This is a genomic window from Kribbella sp. CA-253562 (assembly GCF_050942265.1).
Classification (GTDB): domain Bacteria; phylum Actinomycetota; class Actinomycetes; order Propionibacteriales; family Kribbellaceae; genus Kribbella.
On the sequence record NZ_CP192049.1, the window covers coordinates 5,085,580 to 5,101,769 of the forward strand.

Consider the following 16,190-nt stretch of genomic DNA (forward strand, 5'->3'; position numbering starts at 1 on the left):
CGACCCGCGCGCTGTCGCCCGCCGTCACTGCTGCAGCCAAGCGAGCACAGCCAGCACCCGGCGATGGTCGTCGGTCTGCGGCGGCAGGTCCAGCTTGGTGAGGATGCTGCCGATGTGGCTCTCGACGGTCTTCGGGTTGAGGACCAGTTGGCGACAGATCGCGGCGTTCGAGCGGCCCTGGGCCATCAGCCCCAGCACGTCCCGTTCCCGTTCGGTCAGGACGCCGAGCTGGTCCCGGGTGGTCCGTCTGCCGAGGAGGTATCCGACCACCTCCGGATCGAGCACCGTTCCTCCCGCGGCCACTCGCGTCACCGCGTCGACCAGCGTCGCCACGTCCACCACGCGGTCCTTAAGCAAGTACCCGAAGCCCCGCGGCGCGGCGCGCGCCAGCTCAGCGGCGTACCGGCTCTCCAGCGACTGCGACAGGAGCAGGATCCCGAGCCCCCCGTCACGTTCGCGAAGATGGATCGCCGCGCGGGCCCCTTCGTGCGTGTACGTCGGCGGCATCCGGATGTCGACCAGCACCACGTCCGGCCGGTGCACCTCGACCGCTTTCTCGAGCGCTTCGGCGTCGCCGACCATGGCGCACGTCTCGATTCCCGCCTCCCCCAGGAGCCGCGCCAGACCTTCACGCAGAAGGACCGAGTCGTCCGCGATCACTACCCGCACGGCAGCTCCCCCGTCACGACCGTCCCGCCACCGGTGCGCTCGGCCACGCGGAGCGAGCCACCAAGAGCCTCCGCCCGATCGGCGATCCCTCGCAGCCCGCTGCCTTCGGCGTCGGCTCCACCGCGCCCGTCGTCACACACCTGTACGACGAGAACGCCCGCTGCGCAGGTCAGCTCCACGTCGACCCGGGTGGCGTCGGCGTGCTTGACCGCGTTGGTGATCGCCTCGCAGACGACGAACCAGGCGGTCGTCTCGACCGGCGCCGGGAACCGCCGATCGATGGCGTGCACCTCGACCGGTAGCGGCAACCGGGTGGCCAGGTCGTCGATCGCGGCGCCAAGACCTGCGTCACTCAGCAAGGCCGGCTGGAGCCCGTTGGCCAGTTCCCTGAGTTCTCCGACCGCGCCCTGGAGCTCGGCGATCGCCCGGTCCACAGCCTCGGGCAGCGCACGCCCGTTGAGCTGGGCCGCACGAAGGTTCAACGCCAGGGCGAGCAGGCGCTGCTGAGCGCCGTCGTGCAGGTCGCGTTCGATCCGCCGCCGCTCGGTGAGCTGGGCCGCCGCGATCCGCGCTCGGGACTCCTGGACCTCCACCAACTGAAGGCTGATCGCCGCCCGGAGCGCGGCGTTCTCCAGCTCCGGCAGGGCTTCGGCGCAGGCCGCCTCGGCGAGTTCGCGATCCACCGCCGGACTCACGGCGATCCGGGCCACCGCCCGCCCAAGCCGTCGTACTTCGATATCGCCCGGTTCGGTGTCGACGGGCCGGCCGGCTTGCGTCACCCACTGCTCCCGGTCGTCCACCCAGTACGCCGTTCGCAGACCGGGATCGCCGAGCGCCCCACGCAGCACCTCCTCCACCCCCTGGGACGTCGGCTCGCGGACGTAGTCACGCACCACCCGCAACGTGTCGAACCGGCGCCGGTTGAACCGCCGGTCGACCGACTCCTGGAACGACCGGTACGCCGGTCCCGCGAGAACCACAGCAACCGCTGTTCCCAGTACCGCCGGTATCGCGGAGTCGGTACGCCCACCCACGACTCGGCCGGCCGCGATCACCACCACCGCGAACGCGAAGACCAGCACTCCGGACACGAGCAGGTAGGTGACCGCTCGGCTGAGGACGCGCTCGACGTCGTACAGGTGGTACTTCACGATCGACAGTCCGGCGGCGATCGGGATGAGTACGACGAATCCGCTGGTCGCGATCGCCAGCAGCACCGGGTGGTCGTCGGCGGCGTAAAAGGCCAGGGCAACAAATCCCGGCAGGGGCACAACTGCCACGACCAGCCACAACAACTGACGTCCTTCCGTGCCCCGCGAGCGCCGGAACCTCACCAGCAACGAGAACCCGCCCGCCACCAGTCCAGCCGCCGTGAGCCCACCGAGCAGCCCTTGACCGGGGATCCCGAGGTCGAGCAGCGACGCCGTGAACCACAAGGTGCCGACGGCAACCGTCAGGACGGCGACCCGCCGCCACAGCGGTCTGCCGGTCGGGGTGAGCTGCAAGATGAGCGCCAGCAGAACGAACCAGGGAATGAACAGCTCCTCGCTGAGAGCGAACACCTGCTCTGTCGCCGGCCAGTCTCGGAGCCCGCCGTAGGAGGCGTATCCCTCCAGCAACCCACTGAGCGCGATGGAACCGCCCAGGGCGAGGAACAACCAGCCCACCGGATGGGAGGGCCGCTTGAAGGCGAGTACTGCCCCGACCGCCGACGCGCCGGCGAAGGCAACGACGAACGACAGGTCATTCACCCCGAACAGCCCGAGATCGTTGCGCCCGGCCCCGGCCAGCAGCCGGTCGAGCACCACCACGCCGGCAACCACCGCCGCGGTCAATCCGCAGGCAGCTGCGGCGAAGTAGCGACTCGAGGTCCTCTCCACAGCTCGATGGTGACACCGAAACCCGCGCACGTCTTGGGGGCAGGCCCTGACCCGAAGACCCGGGGTCGCCCCGAAGTGCAGGGCCATCCCCGCGCCGCAGAGTCGAGGGACCAACTCGTTCGAAGGAGAACCACCATGAAGCCGTCGATGGCCAGCTACCTCGTCAGCGCTCCCCTGGTCGCAGTGGCGGCCCGGGCACTGATGACGCCGCAGTACCAGGATCGAGCCGACAAGCTCGACACCACGCGCTATCTCGGCGCACTGGCCGACGCCGGCACACGCAACGACATCGGAGCGATGCTGGGACTGCTCGGCGCCGTCCTGTACGTCGGAGCAGCGCTGGCGCTCGCCCGCATCGTCAGGACCCGCTGGGGGATGATCGGCGCCGCCCTCACGATCGTCGGGGCCTTCGGGCTCTGGACGAACTCGGTGTTCGTCATCCTGGTCGGTCGTCTCGCCCAGGAGCAGGACCTGCAGTCCACCGTTGCCCTGCTGGACCGGGTGAACAGCGCTCCGGTCTTCGGAGTGTTCTTCCTGGCTCTGATCATCGGCGCCGTCGGCTCGGTCGTCCTGGCCGTCGCGCTCTACCGCAGCCGGCTGGTTCCGCGCGCCGCAGCGGTGACCGCCGGCCTCGGCGGGGCGGGCCTCATGATCACGGCCCCAGGCCCGTTGCTGTCGTTCGTCCTGGGCGGCGCGATCCTCGCTCTGATCGGCCTGGCCTGGGTGGCCGCCGCGACGACGCTGCCGAACGACCGGCCGGCCCGTGGACGTGAGCCGGCTGGGCGACGAGCGTCATGACGGTGAGACGTTCTTGACCAGCCACTGGGTCAGCGGCTGGAGCTGGGCGAAGGCGGTGAGCACCCGGTCGGCCGCGGCCGGCGTGTGGATCCAGTCGTCGCAGCCGAGCGGGCGGGTCGCGATCACGGACTTGTGCCGCAGGAGCGTCGCCCGCGGGTGGTCGGCCGGATACCCGCGGAGCGGCCGCTTCAGCTGATCACCCGAGACCTCGAACCCCTCGCGCTCGAGCTTGCGAAGGATGGCGACGAGCCTCGGTCCGGAGCCGGGGTCCGCCACCGCGGACCGGTACCGCTCGATCTGCGCCGACGGCGCGTACCACCACGACACGCCGACCTCCAGCCCGTCGAGATCGAACCGGACTCCCAGCTCGACGTTGCGAGCCATCCGGACGATCGCGTGCTGCCGCTGCCACGCCCGCAGCAGCACCTCGCCGTAGCCCCAAACCGAGAAGTCCTCGTACTGCGGGTCCGCGTCGGCCACGACGTTGAGCAACTCGATCATCGGCCGCCGGACCAAGTCCTCGCGGTCGCGCCTGCACCGCCGCCGGACCTCCGCCGAAGGATCACCTTCCAGCTGGAGCAGCACATCGAACGCCGCCCGCGGCCACCCCTCGAAGACGCCGGTCATGATCGCTCAGCCTAGCGAGAACTGCGGGTCGCCGAGGAAAGTCCAGAACGCTCCGCGGCGAGGCGACTACCGACGGGCACCGGCCTCCGCGTCACGGACGAGTTCGGCGGCCACGTCGCGCAGTTTGCGGTTCGTCTGGCGGCTGAAGCGGACCAGCGTCTCGAAGGCGCGGTTGGCGGTGATCGAGTAGCGCTCCATCAGCAGGCCTACCGCTTGGCCGATCAGGTCGCGGGTCTCGATGGCGGCCAGCAGATTCTCCGCCCGCTGCGCGCCCGAGTAGGCGACGGCCGCTTGGGCCGCCAGCAATCGGCCGACGTGCTCGGACTCATCGGTGAACGCGCCGGGCTCGTCGGCGTACAAGTTGAGCGCGCAGAGGCTGTCGTCCTTCACGAACAAGGGGAACGCCAGCATGCTCAGGGCTCCCAGCTCGGCCGCGCGCGGCGCGAACCGTGGCCACCGATCCTCCTGGCGCATGTCGTCGACCCGGACGATGCGCCGCTGGTACAGAGCGTCCAGACACGGTCCTTCGCCGACCTCCGACATCAGCGCGTCCACCCGGGCCGGCAAGGCGCCCGACTCGGCTTTGTGGGCGACATGTCTGCCACCGACCAATACCGTCGCGGATCCGGCCTGTGCCCCCGACACGAGATCCATCGCGGCTCCCACCGCGTCCCGCAGTACGTCGTCGGGATCGTCGACGTGGTGCAGTTCCCGCGCCAACTCGCTCAGCACGTGGGCGAGCTCGTCCGGCCGGGCCTGACCGTGCTCAGGTGCCGGCCCAAGACTCCTCAACCTGCGGCGATCGGTCACGAGCTCTCCCAACCTCTCCTGCGTAGCACCGCGCGGCCGTCCAGTCCAGGGCTGGACACCTGTCGGACAGGGGTTGATCGCAGCGGTTCCAGCGGTCATAGTGGTTCAGCCTCAGACATTCGGGCGTCGGACACTTCGACCTGCCGAGGCCTTCATGCGCGATCACAACACCAGCACCGTTCGCCAGCTGATCGTTGCCCTGCTCATCGTCGAGGACGAATTGCGCGCGGCCCGCCGCAGCGCCGATCTCGAGCAACTGACTGCCCTGATCCGGCGCAAACAGGTCACCTTGCGTGAGTTACGCCGTCTCCGGCACCGATCCAGCGCGGCCTGACCCGCCACCCACCGTCTGATTGCGGGCCCGCCCCCTCTTCGGAGGGGACAGGGGGAGCGGGCCCGCAATCTCTCTCCACCCGTGCCGGGTGCTCCTCAGCGGCCGACTCCGGCCGTTGTTGCCCGAAGCAATGATCTTCCGGACCGGCGAGGACGCGACCGTACGACGTACCCGGCTGGGACCGCGAACCCCAGGATCGATCACCGCAACGTCGGGATCTCCAGGGCGAGGCAGTTCACCGGCTGGGCCGGCGCCTTCGCCGGCAGCCGGGCGACCAGCACGCCTTCGGCCTGCTCGAACTCGACCCGGCCGTGGCCGAGCAGGCGGACCGAGGTGACCTTGTCCGCGGGCGTGAGCGTCCGAATCACCGCTCGTCCGTCGGCCGGCCACCGGAGCTGGAACGCGTACAGCGTCGAGTCCTTCCGGGTGAACCGCAGGTCCGCGCTCGTCCACTCGACCGCCTCCTCGGTGAACCCGTCGATCCGTACGGCGGCCGGCCCCTCCCCCATCACCCGGAACGGCCGGGTGCCGTAGATCCCCTCACCGCAGACGGCGAGCCAGCGGCCCACCTCGTCCAGCAGCGCGGCACACTCGAGGTCGATCGTGCCGTCGGGCCGCTGCGGCACGTTGAGCAGCAGGTTGCCGTTCTTGGCGACGATGTCGACCAGCATCTCGATCACGTGCGCGGAGGTCTTGTAGACGTCGCGAACGTCGTAGAACCAGTCGCCGACCGAGGTGTCGGTCTGCCAGGGGTGCGGGTTGATGTCCGGCTCCTGGCTCCGCTCGATGTCGAGCACACCCACCTGGTAGATCGCCGGGTCGCGGTCCTTCTGGTTGTAGACGGCCTGGTTCACTCCGCCGTGCCGAGCCGCGCTGGCGTTGTAGAGGCGCGCGACCGCCTGGAGCCCCGCCTGGTAACCGTGCTCGCCGAAAGGCAGCGGGCCGTCGGTGTACAGCAGGTCCGGCTGGTACCGGTCGATCACCTCGCTGATCACGTCGAGCCAGTGCTGATGCCAGCCGGGATCGTCGGTGTACCAGGGGTCCAGGTTGCCCGGGTCCACCGGGCCGTCGAGCCGGTTGCGGAGGTAGAGGTCCTCGTACCGCGGGTCGTTGCCGTCGTACGGCACCCCGGCGTACGGTCCGTGCTCGTCGCTGCCCTTGTTGACCGCCGACCAGGTGAACGTGGCGCCGAGATGCTCGGCGATGCCGAACGGGAGCCGATGCCGGTCCGCGGCGGCCTTCCACAGTGCGACGATGTCCTTGCCCGGTCCCATCCGGACCGAGTTCCACCGATGGATCGACGAGTCGTAGTTGAAGAAGTTGTCGTGATGCATGGCCTGGGCGACGAAGTACTTGGCGCCCGCGGCGACGTACTGATCCATCAAGGCGTCGGGATCGAACCGTTCGGCCTTCCACTGCCGGACGACGTCCTTGTAGCCCACCTCCGACGGATGGCCGTACGTCCGCAGGTGGTACCGGTACTGCTCGGTGCCTTCGCAGTACATCCGGCGCGCGTACCAGTCACCGAACCGGGGCACCGACTGGGCTCCCCAGTGCGACCAGATCCCGAACTTCGCGTCCCGGAACCAGTCCGGGCACACGAACGTCCGTAGCGACTCCAGAGTCGGCTCGAACTGCCCTGCGGGGTCCGTTGCGGTCACGTCGGCTCGCCTCCGGCCAGGATCAGGGTGCGTGCGGACTGATAAGGGCAGCCTGCCCGGTCGAATGCGGCCGCCGTTGCCAGCACCGCCTCCCGGTCGTCGGCCAGGATTGCCGCGGCCCGCGTCACCATCGCCTCGGCCACCGGATTGCCGGCCACGATGGTTCGGGCCTCGGTGAGACGGTCCTGGGCGTCCGGGCTTCCAGCCAGTACGGCGGCCTCGGCGCGCAGCGCGACGTACCAGTGGTGCCAGATCCAGGTGACCCATCTCCACACCTGCCGCGGGTCGGGTTCGATCCGCTCCAGCGCCTCCGCGACACGGCCCTGGTGCAGCAGAAGCATCGTGTCGAAGACCGCGCCGTAGCCGTAGGTGCGGTCGGGTGAGGTGCCGAGTTGGTCCAGCACCTCCTGCCACTCGCGCCTGGCATCGTCGTCGCCGCGAAGCCCGTGGACCATCGCCACGGCGGCGACGGCTGGGCCGAGCGACGAGCCGGCCGGGCTCCCGGCTCGCCGCCACCCGTCGAGGAAACGGACGCTGCCGCTGAGCACCTGATCCACCGCGCCTGCGAACGCGTCGGCGACCAGCAGCCAGCTCGTCGCGCGGTGGCCGACCTCCGCGAGCAGCGGATGGTCGGCGAGTTGGCCGGCCCAGCGGCGGGCCGCCGGCAGGTCGCCGGTGCCGAGACTGGCCTCGGCGGCCTCACCGAGCGCCTCGATCAGCTCGTGGGTCGCGGCCGGAGTGTTCGGTGCGGACGACAACAGTTTGATCCGGCGCTGGGTCGTCGCGGCTGCGGCGAATGTGTCACCCGCCCAGCTGAGAGCCCCGGTCAGTACGTCGAGCGCGACGGACTCGGCGAGCGGATCGCCGACGGCGTGCGTCAGCTCGACAGCCTTTTCGGCACGCGCGATCGTGTCCGCGACGGAGCTGCCGGGGCGGCCCTCGACGGTGGTGACCGCGGCGTTGAGCGCCTGCCCGGCTTCGGCCACCGCCACCACGGCCCGCGCCGCCGGATCGTCACCGGCCAGCTCCTGCGCTTGCGCGACCAGCGCGTCGGTCTCCTCCAGCGGCAGCTTGCGCACGAACTTGCTCGCGAACCGGTACGCCGTGGTCGCGGTCGTCGCCAGGTCACGCGCGGCGCCGGCGGTGTTCCCGGCGCGGCCCGCGGCTTCCGCGGCGGCCCGGTACAGGCGATACAGGTCGTCGCCGCGCATCCGGCAGGCAGCCACTGCCGCGGCCTGCCGGAGTGCCGCCGCCTGCGAATCCGGGTCGTCGGCCAGCGAGGCCGCCTGCTCGTACCGCTGCTGCGACTCGCCGATCAGGGTGCGGGTGAAGGTCAGCTCGGCCAGTTGCCGGGCAAGGCGGTACGCGTCCGTGCGCTGCTCCGGCTCCTGAGCTGCCCACGCGAGCGCGGCGCGGAGGTCATCGGCGACCGCGTCGAACCTCGCACGCCAGTCAGGTCCCACCACCGCCAGCTCGGTCATCCGGCCCAGGCACCAGCGCAGATGCCGGAACCGGGCGTCCACGAGCTCGCCTGCCTCGGCCAACCGTTCCGTCGCGTACTCGCGAATGGTCTCCAGCGCCCGGTACGCCGTGCCGCTGGGCGTCGTTGTCACCACCAGCAGGCTTTGTTCGGCCAGCCGCGCCAGGCCGTCGGCGACCACGAACTCCTCCGACTCGGCCACCTCGGCGGCCTGGGCAACGGTGAACGGCGCGACGAACACCGACACCCGGCGCAGCAGCGCCTGGTCGGCCGGGTCGATCAGGGCGTGGCTCCAGTCGAGCGCAGCCCGCACCGAACGGTGCCGCTCGTCGGCACGGAAACCGCCGGTGAGCATCCGGAGCGGATGGGACAGAGCAGCGGTGATGCCGTCGAGCCCGAGCGTGTGATAGCGGGCGGCGGCCAGTTCGATCGCCAGCGCCATGCCGTCCAGCCGCTCGCAGATGGCGGCGATCTGGTCGCGGCGGGGCGCGTCCAGGGGCGCACCGACGGCTGCCGCGCGCTCGAGGAACAACGCCACCGCGTCCGATTCGCCGTTCGCGGGCAGCGACAACGGCGGCACCTGGTACACCCGTTCGAACGGGACCATCAACTGGGCCCGGCTGGTGGCCAGCACCGTCAGCCCGGGGCACGTCGCCAGCAGGCGCTCGACGAACAGCGCCACCCCGTCGACGACTTGTTCGCAGTTGTCCAGCACCAGCAGAGCCTGCCGGTCGGTCAGTGCGGCGATCACGGACTCGGTCATGTCGCGGCCCGGCTGCTCACCGAGACCGAGCGTGCCGGCGACCGCCGTGGCGATCATCTCCGGATCGGTGACCGGGACCAGATCGACGTACCAGACGTCGGCGTAGTCGCCGGCTGCTTCGGCGGCCACCGCCAGGGCCAGCCGGGTCTTGCCCACTCCCCCGGGGCCGACCGCGGTCACCTCGCGGTGTGCCTTGATCAGTTCCAGCAGCTCCGCCTGCTCCTCGGACCGGCCGACGAACGAGGTCAGCGGGGCGGGCAGCACCCGGGGCGGGCGGGACGGACGGTCCGCGCCCGCACCGGTCGGCTGCGGGGCGCGGTGGGCCAGCGCACGCCGATCCGGTACGTCGAGCTTGCGCAACAGCGACGACACGTGGCTCTCCACGGTCCGCACCGAGATGCTCAGCCGGGCGGCGATCTCGGCGTTGCTGAAATGCGCCCCGACCAGGTCCAGCACCTCGCCTTCGCGGGGCGAGATGTCCACAGTCGCTGTCACCGGCCCATCTTCCCTCATCCGTGCCCCTGCGTGGTGGCCACCGAGCCGGGCCACGGAGCCGGGTCGGTGCGGTCGATCCGTGGCCCGGTCCGTGGTGCGAATTCAGTGGTCGGCACGGATGTGGCGGGGCGGGGCCGGGCGACAAGCTGAGACCACGAAACAGCGGGTCGAGGTGACCCGGCCACCACAAGGAGTGAGCATGACCACCCAGGGAATCAAAACCGTCCTGCACCCCGTGTCCGACCTGACCGAGGCCAAGGCCGTCTACACGGCACTGCTCGGTGTCGCGCCGCAGACCGATTCGCCGTACTACGTCGGCTTCGAGGTCGAGGGGCAGCACATCGGACTGGTCCCCGACGGCGGACCGCAGGGCATGACGTCGCCGGTGAGCTACTGGCACGTGGCTGACCTCGAGGCGAAGGTCGCCGAGGTGACGGCGGCGGGCGCCACCGTGCACGAGGCAGCGCACGAAGTCGGCGGCGGCCGCGTGGTGGCCACCGTCATCGACCGCGACGGCAACGTTCTGGGACTTCTGCAGGACCGCTGAGCCCCGGCATTCCATACACACCACTTCGATCACCCAAGGACCTGAGATGAACACCTTCGAATCCGTCACCCTGGAAGTTTCCGACCCGACCACCGCCGCGGCCTTCTACCGGGCCGCCGGCCTGGACTCCTACGTGACCGTGCGCGGCTCGGACGCGCCGAGCACCGGCTTCCGCGGCTTCGCGCTGTCGCTGGTCACGTCGCAGCCCGGCAACGTCGACGCGATCATCGGCGACGCCGTCGAGGCCGGCGCCACCACGCTGAAGCCGGCCACCAAGAGCTTCTGGGGCTACGGCGGCGTCGTACAGACCCCGGACGGGACGATCGTCAAGGTCGCGACCGGCAAGAAGAAGGACACCGCACCGGCCGCGCGGCAGATCGACCAGGTCGCGCTGCTGCTCGGAGTGCAGGACGTCAAGGCGAGCAAGCGGTTCTACGTCGACAACGGCCTGGCGGTCGGCAAGAGCTTCGGCGGCAAGTACGTCGAGTTCGACACCCCCTCGTCGGCCGTCACGCTGGCCCTCTACCCGCGCCGCGCGCTGGCCAAGGACGCCGGCGTCTCCCCCGAAGGTTCCGGATCGCACCGGATCGTGCTCAGCACCGACGCCGCGCCGGTCACCGACCCCGACGGGTTCGTCTGGGAGACCGCGAGCGCCTGAACCACCTCCGCCGGCGGCGCCCCGGGTGATGATCGTCCTCGGCATCGACAACCGCGCCGCCTCGCCCTTCGGATCCTCCCGTCAGAGCCAGCTCTGGCGGGAGGCCTCGACCCGAGCTGGAACCGGGTCTGCGCACCGAGAACCTCCTGCAGCCGTTTGGTCTCCAGCGCCGGTGCCCCGATCGCCTTCGCGCTCCCGGTGCCGCCGGTGACCGGGACCGCGACCCGCCACAGCGCGTCGAAGACCCCGACCAGGCCGGTCAGGAACGGCGACTCGTGCACCACCATCGCCGCGGTGTGCGCGATCTCGCCGACCATCGTCCGGGCCGAGACCAGGGCCCACCGATCGTCGACGATCATCACGTTCAACGGGAAGACCCGGGCCTGCTCACCGGCGTCCACGCACTGGCGCAGCATCTGGATGACGGCGGGACTCTGCAGCACCTGGGCGCCGTAGAGCGACGGCCTGCATCGCATGATGCGGCGGCTGCGGTGCGACCTCGCCACCGGACCGATCGACCAGCCCCATCGCGGCCAGTTCGCCGAGCTCCGCGTCGAGCTCCGCGCCGTACCGCTGGGCCAGCTCAGCCAGGTTCAGCGCACCGTGCGCCATCAGGTCGACATAGATCGACTCGGCCCGAGCAGAGATTCCCAGCGCGCGCAGTTGCTGCATCCTTCCTGTCTACGCCACCACGGCCTCCGGGGCTTCGGGCGTCGCGGTCGGGTTCCTGCCATGCCGGATTCCGCCAGCGACGGAGGCTTCGATTCGCCGCCCTGCGGTTATTGATGGCCCCGGGCGGCCAGCTGGGCGAGCGAACGCAGCTTGTTGTCGAACCTTCCAGGCAGCAGCTCCCGTAGTGCCGCGGCGAGGCAGGCTGCAGCCTGCTGCCGGCTCCACTCGCGGCCGCCCGCCGCCTCGGCGAGAGCGGCCGCGCGCGCGAGCTCGGGCGGGGTGAGCTGCGGCCGCCGGTACAGGTCGGCCAGTTCCGCGGCTTCCGGGGTGCCGGAAGCCAGAGCGGCGACCACAGGCGCCGACTTCTTGCGGACGGCGAGGTCGGCGTACGCGGGCTTGCCGGTGACCGCGGGATGGCCCCAGATCCCGAGGATGTCGTCGGTGAACTGGACGGCGAGCCCCAGCTGGTCGCCGTACCGGTGGTAGCGCTCGGTGTCCGAGAACGTGCCACCCGCCGACAGCGCGCCGACGGCGCACGCGCAGGCGAACAACTCCGCGGTCTTCAGGCCGTGCAGGTGCGGGCACTCGGCGGGAGCGACGTCGGTTCGCTGCTCGAAGGAGAGGTCCTGGGCCTGGCCCTCGATCGAGGCCTGAATCGCGGTGGTCAGGCGGCGCCGGATCACGGCGGCGTGGCTGCCGGACGTCCCGGCGAGCACGTCGAAGGCCAGGGTGAGCAGCGCGTCACCGGCGAGGACGGACGAGGTCTTGCCGAAGACCGTCGACGAGCTGGCGCGGCGCCGGCGACCGGCGTCGTGATGGGTCGCGTCGTCGTGCAGCATCGAGAAGTTGTGGACCAGTTCGACGGCCACCGCGGCCGGGATGGCAGCGGCCGTTGCCTCGGACCCGCCGATGGCGTGCGCGGTGACCAGCGTCAGCGCGGGTCGCAACGCCGTCCCGGGACGGTGGCCGGACGGGCGTTCGTCCGCGTCCCACCAGCCGAAGTGGTAGCCCGCGATCCGGCGCGTCGAGCCCGGCAGCGAGTCGACAGCGGCGTGCAGCGCCGGATCGACCATCGCCGCAGTCGAGTCGAGCAGGTCGGTGGCCGTCCGGGACGCGGTGATCCCGGCTGTCCGCGTCCTCGACTGGCGCAGGCCGGCCGCCGATCGGAGCACGGCCAGTGAGTTGCTCATCGTCGTTCGTCTCCTCTTGACGGTCCACGTGCACGGTGCCGACGCGCCCGCGATCAGCCCGGCACCTTTCACTGTCCGAGCGCCAGGGCCGGTCGGACAGTGCACGTGGCTGTCGGAATCCGGCATGGCAGAAACCTGTAAGCAGACCGCGCACTGTTCGAATAGTTGCTTGACGCCCCTATTCGATCGGTCTGCGCGACCCTCACCGCGCTGGCCCGCTGGATCCCGACCCTGATCTGATCGACGTGCGAACACTGTGCCGACATCCCCGGCGGTCTTCCCGCGTCCGGGCGGCACTGCGTGGCACAGTTGCCAACGATGACGATCTTCACGTTCCACCTCGCCGAACTCCGTCCGACGACCACGGCGGGCGCACTGTGGAAGGCGCCGGCTGTGTCTTCCACGCCTGGGTTGCGGTACGCCGAGTGCCTGGCGCTGATGCGCCTCGGTGCCCCCACCGTCTCGCCCGACCGGATGCAGTTGCGCCGGATGGCGATGTTCGCGCGGTGGGAGGACGAGGCGGCCGTCACGACGTTCCTGGCGGACCATCCCCTCGGCAGGCAACTGGCGGCGGGCTGGCACGTGCGGATGCAGTTCCTGCGCCGCTGGTCGCGGCTTGCGGCGCTGCCCGACCTGCCGGCACGGGCCGGCGAATGGGACCTCGACGAACCCGTCGTGGCGGTCACGCTGGCCCGGATGCGCCTGCTGGAGGTGCCGAGGTTCCTCAAGTGGGGCAAGCCCGTGGAACGGCTGGTTCGCGACCACCCGGGAACCACGCTGGCGCTGGCCGCGATGCGCCCGCCCCGGACGATCTCCACGTTCTCGGTCTGGCGGTCCGTACGGGAGATGGAAGAGATGGTGCACGGCCACAGCACCGTCCCGGACCCCGACCGCCATGCCGACGCGATGACCGAACGCCGGCGCAGGGACTTCCACCGCGAGTTCGCCACGCTGCGGTTCCGGCCGCTGTCGGAACACGGCTCGTGGCAGGGGCGAAGCGGGATCATTCCCTGGTAGACGGAGGGGTCAGTGTCCCCGGGGAGAATGCTGCCGCGTCAGGTAGCGAGCCCTGGACGCTTGCACGAGCGCGACCGGAAGGCAGGCCACGCCGGCGACGCAGAACACGATCACGACGACCCAGGGAAAGGGATCGCCCGCTTCGAACCCTCGATAGTTGTCCTGGTAGTCGTTGACCTGGGCAACCCACCAGGTGAGCCGGATCAGCCCCACCATGGCCCACGCGGCGAGCGCGATGAACACCCACATCCAGGCAGCGCGCCGCGCCAAGGCAGGATCGCCCCCGTCTGACCACCGATCCCTGGTCACCGAACGACTCACACGACTTCCTTCCTTGTCAGTTGACCACTTGCCCACAACAACCAATGCGGTCCACCACCTGTAGCTCACCTGCCAGCGGCACCGAAGTGTACGTGCAGGTGGTGCCGGATGACACGATGTCGGCATGCAGGTGTTCTCGGGCCCCGTAGGTGAAGCGGCGATGGAGCTGGCAGTGTCCAATGCCCTGGTTCGGCGGGCGTCCAGTGGCGAAGTGAGCGACGTCGTCCGGATCTATCGGCCGGCCGAGCCCGTACTCGTCTTCGGACGCCGGGACACCCGTCATCCCGGATTCCAGGCCGCGGTACAGGCCGGGCGCGACGCCGGCTTCCAGCCTCTCGTCCGGGCCGTCGGCGGGCGACCGGTCGCCTACACCTCCGAAGCGCTGGTGATCGACCACGTGCGGCACGACCTGCGGGCGACCGAGGACCACCAGCGGCGCTTCGCCAGCTTCGGGATCCAGTACGCCGACGCCCTGCGATCGCTCGGCATCGACGCGCGGGTGGGCGAGGTCCCCGGCGAGTACTGTCCCGGCGCGCAGAGCATCAACGCTCGCGGTGCGGTCAAGCTCGTCGGCACCGCCCAACGAGTCGTCCAGCACGCCTGGCTCTTCAGCTCGCTGACCGTCATCGGCGACGACGAGCGGATCCGCTCACTCCTGACCGAGGTCTACGCCCACCTGGAACTACCACTAGACCCCGCCACCGTAGGCTCCCTGACGACCGAACGCCCGGACCTGACGGCAGCCGCCGCCGAGCAACACTTCCGTACGGTGTTCGCCCCCGAAATCACACCGTCTGCCCTGGACCAGCCCACCCTCGAACTGGCCGCCTCGTACGCCCCAGATCACCGGATCTGACCCACTCGTCGGTTGAAACCACCGCCTTGGCGGGCTCTGATGCCGCCGAGAGCTTGGGAGTACGGTGCACGTAACGGTCCCCCAGGGAGGTCGCGTGATGATCGAGTCTGTCGTCGGAGAGTTCTCGGAGCTTCGAGACGAGTTGGCCGAGCTCTATCGGGACCTGCATCAAAATCCCGAGCTTTCACTGCAGGAGAAACGCTCGGCCGGAGTGCTCGCGCAGCGGCTGCGTGATGCCGGCTTCGACGAGGTCACCGAGCAAGTCGGCGTCACCGGCGTCGTGGGCGTGGTGCGCAACGGCGACGGGCCCGTGGTCATGCTGCGCGCCGACTTCGACGCGCTGCCGGTGGAGGAGAAGACCGGCCTGCCCTACGCGAGCACGCTCCGCGCGGTCGACCGCGACGGCCGCGACGTTCCGGTGATGCACGCGTGCGGTCACGACATGCACGCGGCCTGCCTGGTCGGCGCCGCCACACTGCTGATGCGGGCGCGGGCACAGTGGCGTGGAACCCTGCTGGTGGTGTTCCAGCCCGCCGAGGAACTCGCGATCGGCGCCCGCGGGATGATCGACGACGGGCTGTTCGACCGTTTCCCCGCACCGGAGATCGTGCTCGGCCAGCACGTCGCTCCGCTGCCCGCCGGCTTCATCGGGTACGGCACCGGGCCGGTGATGGCGGCCGCGGACTCCCTCAACATCACGCTGCACGGCCGAGGCGGCCACGGGTCCCGCCCCGAGTCGGCGATCGATCCCGTGCTGATGGCAGCGAACGTCGTCACCCGGTTGCAAGGCATCGTGGCCCGCGAGGTGGCGCCGGCCGAGTCGGCTGTTGTCACCGTCGGCCGCCTGCAGGCAGGAACCAAGGACAACATCATCCCGGACAAAGCCGAGCTCGGGGTCAACATCCGCACCTACACCCCGCAGACGCGTGACCTCGTCCGCAGCGCCATCGAACGCATCGCCCGAGCCGAGTCCGCCGCCAGCGCCGCCGTGGCCGAACCAGATCTCGAATGGTTCTCCAGCGTGCCCGCACTGGTGAGTGAACCGGCGGCGACGGAGGCCACCATCAGCGCGTTCGTCGAACACTTCGGCGCGCAGCGGATCCAGCAGATGCCACAGGTCAACGCCAGCGAGGACGTCGGCGTGTTCGGCGAGGTGCTGCAGGTCCCCACCGTGTTCTGGTTCTGGGGCGGCCTCGAGACCGAGCCCACCATCGCCGCCTTCGCCGAGGGCCGCAATGATCAGCTACCGGGCAACCACTCGCCGTACTTCGCCCCCGTGATCGAGCCGACCCTGACCACCGGCGTCGAAGCACTGGTCGTCGCGGCCCTGACCTGGCTCGGCAAACCATGACCAGGCCGAACCGCCCGCGAACACTCGTGGACGTCACCCCTGGCGGATGAGTACGGCGTAC

Annotated in this window: 16 protein-coding genes; 7 read left to right on the top strand and 9 right to left on the bottom strand. The window is 70.3% G+C overall.

Annotated features, from left to right (window positions below; translation table 11 throughout):
- Window positions 1–24: 24 nt before the first annotated feature.
- Window positions 25–669, bottom strand: coding sequence for a response regulator transcription factor (locus ACQPXM_RS23985; RefSeq protein WP_432936915.1), 645 nt, complete (start codon window positions 667–669; stop codon window positions 25–27).
- Window positions 660–2,549 carry a histidine kinase gene (locus ACQPXM_RS23990; RefSeq protein WP_432936917.1) on the bottom strand — a complete coding sequence of 630 codons (1,890 nt, stop codon included), beginning with the start codon at window positions 2,547–2,549 and terminating at the stop codon, window positions 660–662. The genes ACQPXM_RS23985 and ACQPXM_RS23990 overlap by 10 nt, the downstream gene beginning before the upstream one ends.
- Window positions 2,550–2,684: 135 nt before the next feature.
- Here ACQPXM_RS23990 and ACQPXM_RS23995 point away from each other — a divergent pair, with 135 nt between their 5' ends.
- Window positions 2,685–3,347: a DUF4386 family protein gene (locus ACQPXM_RS23995; RefSeq protein ID WP_432936919.1), complete on the top strand. Its 663-nt coding sequence runs from the start codon at window positions 2,685–2,687 to the stop codon at window positions 3,345–3,347.
- Here ACQPXM_RS23995 and ACQPXM_RS24000 read toward each other — a convergent pair.
- Window positions 3,342–3,974 carry a DUF2461 family protein gene (locus ACQPXM_RS24000; protein ID WP_432936921.1) on the bottom strand — a complete coding sequence of 211 codons (633 nt, stop codon included), beginning with the start codon at window positions 3,972–3,974 and terminating at the stop codon, window positions 3,342–3,344. The two genes, ACQPXM_RS23995 and ACQPXM_RS24000, sit on opposite strands and share 6 nt — an antisense overlap.
- Before the next feature lie 66 nt (window positions 3,975–4,040).
- On the bottom strand, window positions 4,041–4,784 hold the full coding sequence (locus ACQPXM_RS24005; protein WP_432936923.1) for a GAF and ANTAR domain-containing protein: 744 nt from the start codon (window positions 4,782–4,784) through the stop codon (window positions 4,041–4,043).
- 154 nt (window positions 4,785–4,938) lie between these two features.
- On the opposite strand from ACQPXM_RS24005, the gene ACQPXM_RS24010 reads away from it, so the two are divergent.
- The gene (locus ACQPXM_RS24010; protein WP_432936925.1) at window positions 4,939–5,118 is read left to right on the top strand and encodes a hypothetical protein; all 180 of its coding nucleotides are present in this window, start codon (window positions 4,939–4,941) and stop codon (window positions 5,116–5,118) included.
- A gap of 200 nt (window positions 5,119–5,318) precedes the next feature.
- On the opposite strand, the gene ACQPXM_RS24015 is transcribed toward ACQPXM_RS24010, so the two are convergent.
- Window positions 5,319–6,779 (bottom strand): alpha-L-fucosidase, encoded by a 1,461-nt coding sequence (locus ACQPXM_RS24015; protein ID WP_432936927.1) that lies wholly within the window; start codon window positions 6,777–6,779, stop codon window positions 5,319–5,321.
- On the bottom strand, window positions 6,776–9,517 hold the full coding sequence (locus ACQPXM_RS24020) for a LuxR C-terminal-related transcriptional regulator (RefSeq protein ID WP_432936929.1): 2,742 nt from the start codon (window positions 9,515–9,517) through the stop codon (window positions 6,776–6,778). Before ACQPXM_RS24020 ends, ACQPXM_RS24015 begins: the two co-directional genes overlap by 4 nt.
- Before the next feature lie 199 nt (window positions 9,518–9,716).
- Between ACQPXM_RS24020 and ACQPXM_RS24025 the strand changes: the two genes are divergently transcribed.
- Both ACQPXM_RS24025 and ACQPXM_RS24030 read left to right on the top strand, forming a co-directional pair.
- Complete coding sequence (locus tag ACQPXM_RS24025; protein ID WP_432936932.1) at window positions 9,717–10,064, top strand: VOC family protein; 348 nt, start codon at window positions 9,717–9,719, stop codon at window positions 10,062–10,064.
- A gap of 46 nt (window positions 10,065–10,110) precedes the next feature.
- The gene (locus ACQPXM_RS24030) at window positions 10,111–10,722 is read left to right on the top strand and encodes a glyoxalase (protein ID WP_432936935.1); all 612 of its coding nucleotides are present in this window, start codon (window positions 10,111–10,113) and stop codon (window positions 10,720–10,722) included.
- Between the two features lie 387 nt (window positions 10,723–11,109).
- Here the strand turns inward: ACQPXM_RS24030 and ACQPXM_RS24035 are convergent, their stop codons facing one another.
- The gene (locus tag ACQPXM_RS24035; RefSeq protein WP_432936937.1) at window positions 11,110–11,394 is read right to left on the bottom strand and encodes a hypothetical protein; all 285 of its coding nucleotides are present in this window, start codon (window positions 11,392–11,394) and stop codon (window positions 11,110–11,112) included.
- A 107-nt stretch (window positions 11,395–11,501) separates the two neighbouring features.
- Window positions 11,502–12,584 (bottom strand): polyprenyl synthetase family protein, encoded by a 1,083-nt coding sequence (locus ACQPXM_RS24040; RefSeq protein ID WP_432936940.1) that lies wholly within the window; start codon window positions 12,582–12,584, stop codon window positions 11,502–11,504.
- A 318-nt stretch (window positions 12,585–12,902) separates the two neighbouring features.
- Here ACQPXM_RS24040 and ACQPXM_RS24045 point away from each other — a divergent pair, with 318 nt between their 5' ends.
- Window positions 12,903–13,601 carry a hypothetical protein gene (locus ACQPXM_RS24045; RefSeq protein WP_432936943.1) on the top strand — a complete coding sequence of 233 codons (699 nt, stop codon included), beginning with the start codon at window positions 12,903–12,905 and terminating at the stop codon, window positions 13,599–13,601.
- 9 nt (window positions 13,602–13,610) lie between these two features.
- On the opposite strand, the gene ACQPXM_RS24050 is transcribed toward ACQPXM_RS24045, so the two are convergent.
- Window positions 13,611–13,922: a hypothetical protein gene (locus tag ACQPXM_RS24050; RefSeq protein WP_432936945.1), complete on the bottom strand. Its 312-nt coding sequence runs from the start codon at window positions 13,920–13,922 to the stop codon at window positions 13,611–13,613.
- Window positions 13,923–14,082: 160 nt separating this feature from the next.
- On the opposite strand from ACQPXM_RS24050, the gene ACQPXM_RS24055 reads away from it, so the two are divergent.
- Both ACQPXM_RS24055 and ACQPXM_RS24060 read left to right on the top strand, forming a co-directional pair.
- Window positions 14,083–14,778 carry a lipoate--protein ligase family protein gene (locus ACQPXM_RS24055; RefSeq protein WP_432936948.1) on the top strand — a complete coding sequence of 232 codons (696 nt, stop codon included), beginning with the start codon at window positions 14,083–14,085 and terminating at the stop codon, window positions 14,776–14,778.
- 97 nt (window positions 14,779–14,875) lie between these two features.
- A complete protein-coding gene (locus ACQPXM_RS24060; protein WP_432936950.1) occupies window positions 14,876–16,129 on the top strand; it encodes an amidohydrolase in 1,254 nt (417 codons plus the stop codon).
- Window positions 16,130–16,190: the final 61 nt, after the last annotated feature.

Excerpts from the sequence above, each read along its gene's own strand:
- ACQPXM_RS24000 (WP_432936921.1), bottom strand. The coding sequence starts at position 3,974 with ATGACCGGCGTCTTCGAGGGGTGGCCGCGGGCGGCGTTCGATGTGCTG.
- ACQPXM_RS24010 (WP_432936925.1), top strand. The coding sequence starts at position 4,939 with ATGCGCGATCACAACACCAGCACCGTTCGCCAGCTGATCGTTGCCCTG.
- ACQPXM_RS24030 (WP_432936935.1), top strand. The coding sequence starts at position 10,111 with ATGAACACCTTCGAATCCGTCACCCTGGAAGTTTCCGACCCGACCACC.
- ACQPXM_RS23995 (WP_432936919.1), top strand. The coding sequence starts at position 2,685 with ATGAAGCCGTCGATGGCCAGCTACCTCGTCAGCGCTCCCCTGGTCGCA.
- ACQPXM_RS24045 (WP_432936943.1), top strand. The coding sequence starts at position 12,903 with ATGACGATCTTCACGTTCCACCTCGCCGAACTCCGTCCGACGACCACG.
- ACQPXM_RS24035 (WP_432936937.1), bottom strand. The coding sequence starts at position 11,394 with ATGCAGCAACTGCGCGCGCTGGGAATCTCTGCTCGGGCCGAGTCGATC.
- ACQPXM_RS24025 (WP_432936932.1), top strand. The coding sequence starts at position 9,717 with ATGACCACCCAGGGAATCAAAACCGTCCTGCACCCCGTGTCCGACCTG.
- ACQPXM_RS24055 (WP_432936948.1), top strand. The coding sequence starts at position 14,083 with ATGGAGCTGGCAGTGTCCAATGCCCTGGTTCGGCGGGCGTCCAGTGGC.
- ACQPXM_RS24040 (WP_432936940.1), bottom strand. The coding sequence starts at position 12,584 with ATGAGCAACTCACTGGCCGTGCTCCGATCGGCGGCCGGCCTGCGCCAG.
- ACQPXM_RS24060 (WP_432936950.1), top strand. The coding sequence starts at position 14,876 with ATGATCGAGTCTGTCGTCGGAGAGTTCTCGGAGCTTCGAGACGAGTTG.